The following is a 4,592-nucleotide window of genomic DNA, read 5'->3' on the forward strand; positions in this document are numbered from 1 at the left end:
GTTGCCTTCTGTGTGGAGCACGGCGTCGATCTCGATATGAGCGGCTCTGGCTACAACCCCAGCACCTACTCCGACGCTAAGAAGGATCAATTAGCCAAGATTGCTTACTACGGCTACTACCAAAACCCAACCAACCGCAACTACGCCGTGACCCAGATGATTATTTGGGAAACGCTCGGCGATTCGTTGCTCACGACACCGAACAAGACCTATCAATCTGAAAAGAAAGCGATTCTTGATAAGGTCGCTGCGCATGATCGCAAGCCATCTTTCAACGGTAAGCAAATCACGCTTGCAGTTGGTGATTCAATCACCCTAACTGATACCGACGGACGGCTCGCTGCTTTCGCCCAGCAAACAGCGAACACCGCGAACCTCAAGATCACCAAGTCTGGCAACAAGCTCATGCTGACGGCTACCGCCCAGTCGAAAGCTTCCGGCAAGGTCGCTTATGCAATCGCCAAGTCCGCTGACGTTGGTACCTCTTTCGTTTATACAAAGGGCTCCCAACAAAAGCTGGTCAATTTCAAGCTTTCCAGCAACGACGAATTCAGCCTACCGATCAAGGTCAACCTGAACGGGAACCTGAAAGCCAAGAAGGTTGACGCCGACACCAACAAAGCATTGCCCGGGGCGAAGCTCAAGTTCGCATACAATGGTACTTCCAAAGAAGTCACGACTGGTACTGACGGGTATGCTGCCTTGAATGACTTGAAGGCTGGCACCAAGGTCACCGTCTCGGAAGTCACTGCTCCTAACGGCTACGTCAACAAGGGTGAACTCAAAGAAGTCACCATCGAACCCGGCAAGACCGTTGAAGTTGTCCTCAGTAACAAGGAACAGCTCGGTAACGTGACCCTCGCCAAGATTGGGCGTGAGTTCGGTAGCGACATGTTCAATTCCTACTACTCGCTTAATGGTGCTGTCTACGGCATTTACACCAGCACCGGCACACGGGTTGGCGCGATCACCACTGACGGCAATGGCAAAGGCACCTTGCAGAACCTCAAGCTCGGTAGCTACTACGCACTGGAAGAAAAAGCCCCTGCTGGCTATGTTCTGAACACGACCAAGCTGCCGTTTGAATTGAAGTATGCTGGTCAAACTGTCGCGGTCACCACTGCTCACGTCGATACGACTGATCAAGAACAGCGCGGTACTGCCACTATCATCAAGGAAGATACCGTTACTGGTAAGCATCCACAAGGTGCTGCCAGCCTTAACGGTGCTGTCTACGAACTCCACCGTGCAGCTGATGACAAGCTCGTGAAGTCAGTGACGATTGCCAACAATACCGCGTCCGTTTCTGGCTTGGAGCTGGACGATTACTACTGGCAAGAGGTCAAGGCGCCGACTGGCTACGTGCTTGATCCGCAAAAGCACGCCTTCAAGTTGGCTTACGCTGGTCAGAACGTCACCACTGCAACTGCTACTACGACGGTCAAGGAACAAGTCATCACTGGTGATCTCGACTTGCTCAAGTACGGTAACTACGACTGGTCAGCCCAAGGCAAAGGCACTAAGCCGGTCATGCTCAAGGACACCCAGTTCACTGTAACCAGCAAGACCACTGGCAAGGTCGTTCGTACCGGCCTCACCGATGCCCAAGGCTACGTGAAGTTCACAGATCTACCTTACGACACTTACACCGTAGCCGAAACTAAGACCCCAACAGGCTACAACGGGATCAAGCCGTTCACAGTTCTTGTTGACGGCACCCAGAAGTCCCAACATTACAGCATCGAAAACAAGGTTATCGAAGAAAAGCTGCGGGTAGCCAAGGTTGATACCGAAACCGGGAAGACCGTGCTGCGCGCTGGCGCGATCTTCCGGATCAAGAACTTGCAAACCAACAAGTACGAAGTCCAGCCAACTGCCGACAAGACTGGTACAACTGACAAGTTTGCTACCGACAATTTCGGCGAGTTGATCACAGCCGAAGCGCTCGGCTACGGCAAGTACCAACTCGAAGAAGTTCAAGCTCCAGAAGGCTATGTACTGGCTAAGGAACCAGCCAAGTTCACCATCGACGGCAGCCATAAGGACGGTATCGTAGTCATCAAGTTCGCTGACCTCTCCCAAAAGGGTGTCGCCACCTTGACCAAGACCGGAGCTACCCCAGTCGCCGTCGAAAAGGTTGAAACTGAATACGGCGATCAGTACAAGTTTAAGTACGACTATACCGCCTTAGCTGGTGCGAAGTTTGAGTTCAAGGCAACCGAAGACATTACAACGGCTGACGGTACCGTTCGTGCCCACAAGGGTGACGTGGTTGCCACTGGCACCACTGACGCTCAAGGCCAGATTCAAACCCCAGAACTCTACCTCGGCAAGTACACCGCCACTGAATTGTCTGCGCCAAATGGTTTCATCATGAACCCTGATCCAATCACTTTTGAAATCAAGTACGCCGGGCAAGAAGTGACAGTGACCTCCACCTCACTTGAAGCCAAAAACGACTTCCAGCAACTCAACATTACGCTCAACAAGCAAGAAGAATGTATCACCAGCTGGAAGGACAATCTCCCGGTTATCAAGAACGTCGCCGCCAACGGTCAGGTCTTTGGCTTGTTCACTCAAGGCGAAACCACGATTGGCGACACTGTGATCCCATCTGAATCACTCGTCGCCACCGTGACGGTCAAAGACGGTAAGGCTGAACTTGGCGCGATCCAGCTTCCCGAAGGCTACTACTTCGTGAAGGAACTTGATGCTGGTGAGAAGCACGACTTGAACACCACGACGTACGGCTTCCACTTCCACACCACCGACAATGAGAAAATCAAACACATCGACCTCAATGACGGCAAAGTGATCAACAACAGGCTCCATGAAAACGAACTGTCATTCAAGAAGACCAATGAAGTTGCCACACTGGTTTCGGGTAAAGGCTACTCCTACGCGATGACCGGTAACGCTGCTGGTGCGGTTTTTGAACTGCTCGACGCTGATAAAAAGGTCATTCAGACCATCACGGTCGGTAAGGATTCCACCGGTTCAATCAAGCCCCTGCCTGTGGGTACCTTCTATCTCCGTGAATCCAAAACCTCTGCTACCAATCTGGTACTTTCCAAGGAAACCCTTAAGCTCGTGTCCACCAAGGACGGCGTGACGGTCTTTGATAGCAAGGACAAGCAGATTGGCGAGACTAAAGCTGACGCCAAGGAAACCGCGATTGCCTTTGAACTGACCAATGACTTGATCAAGGGCACAGGCGAACTGACCAAGACCGACGTTTCTACTTGGAAGCGGCTGCCAAATACCGGCATCCGAATTCTGGACGAAAACGGCAAGACGGTTGTATCTGGTCGCACTGACAAGAATGGTGTCTTCTCCTTTGGCAATCTGCCTGCTGGCAAGTACAGCTTCCAAGAATACGATGCACCAAAGGGCTACGAAATTAACGAAGCTCTCGTACCATTCGAGATCACTACAGATGGTGAAATCGTGAAGGCCATCATGACCGACAAGCAGACGCCTAAACCTGGTCTCCCACAAACCGGCAACGTGACGTCTGGCTGGCTCATCGTCATCGGTGTAATACTGCTGCTCGGCGTCCTCGCCGCAATGGTTGTGATCGGTGGCGCCAAGAAGAAAGACGGCAAGTAACATGCGCATTTCTTCTATCAATATGTACCCCGATCCCGGCGGCGACGTGCTACTCCAAGGCGACATCGTACTAGATCATGTACTCATCTTGAAAAATGTGAAGCTCATAGAAGGGCAGTATCGCTGGTATATCCAGTTTCCACGATACGCTGATGGCCGCACAGTTCACCCAATCTCCAAGTCGTTTTACGATTATCTACTTCAACAATTAACCGAATACTATCACCAAGCCACAGCCGAGTAGCCCACCTACCCGGCTTTTTGAATACGAAAGGAAGGCTACAACATGGAACTCAAATTTGTTGCACCAAATATTGAAAAGACGTTCGGCCACCTGTACTTTGGTTCGCTCAAGCGCGAACTGTCAGAAGGTGATCGCGACAATCGCAAGGTTGTCTCCCGCACTTACGAGTTGTTCTCCGACTTGCAGCGTACCGACAACATCGAGATCACCATTCCAGCGAAGAAAGGTGACAAGGCCGAAAGCATTGAAGTTGATGCGCCAGTCACCATCATCAAGCCCCGCATTGCGACCGTTGGCTACCGGATCGGTGAACAAGCTTTTGTGCGCTACATCTGCAATGCCGACGATATTGTCCCAGTCAAATAAAAGAAAAGAGGAACTCACATGCGATTAGCAGAAGGCATCGTTATCGACCTAGAAGAAACCTTTGGCGTCTTGAAATTCTCCGGCCAGCGCCGTGAACGTTTCGTGCAAGACGAAGACGGCAACCGTACCGACGACGTGAAGGAACGCACCTATGACTTGAAGTCCATGAAACAGGGAATGATGATTCAGGTTTCCATTCCGGCCGAAGCTGGAATCAAAGACTTCAAGTACAACCAGATTGTTACTTTGGTTGACCCAGTGATCGACACCGTGGCAAACGCGAACTTCAACCGAGTTGAAACTTCGTGGTACATGAAAGCCAAGGATCTCGTGATTGCTACCGCACCGGTCAAGCCGCAGGAGAAGCCAAACA

General features: G+C 51.4%; 4 protein-coding genes. All 4 read left to right on the forward strand.

The features are described from left to right. Window positions 1–3,609: SpaA isopeptide-forming pilin-related protein (locus EKM88_RS13110; RefSeq protein ID WP_125706732.1), on the forward strand; the 3,609-nt coding region annotated here is incomplete at its 5' end. 1 nt (window position 3,610) lies between these two features. Beyond that, entirely contained in the window at window positions 3,611–3,853 is a 243-nt protein-coding gene (locus EKM88_RS13635) for a hypothetical protein (protein ID WP_045137143.1), read from the forward strand. 42 nt (window positions 3,854–3,895) lie between these two features. Further along, entirely contained in the window at window positions 3,896–4,219 is a 324-nt protein-coding gene (locus EKM88_RS13120; RefSeq protein ID WP_003606404.1) for a DUF961 family protein, read from the forward strand. A gap of 18 nt (window positions 4,220–4,237) precedes the next feature. Then, window positions 4,238–4,592, forward strand: a 355-nt coding sequence (locus EKM88_RS13125) for a YdcP family protein (protein WP_125706733.1), incomplete at its 3' end; no start/stop codon positions are given.

Source organism: Lacticaseibacillus daqingensis (assembly GCF_003946115.1).
GTDB lineage: Bacteria > Bacillota > Bacilli > Lactobacillales > Lactobacillaceae > Lacticaseibacillus > Lacticaseibacillus daqingensis.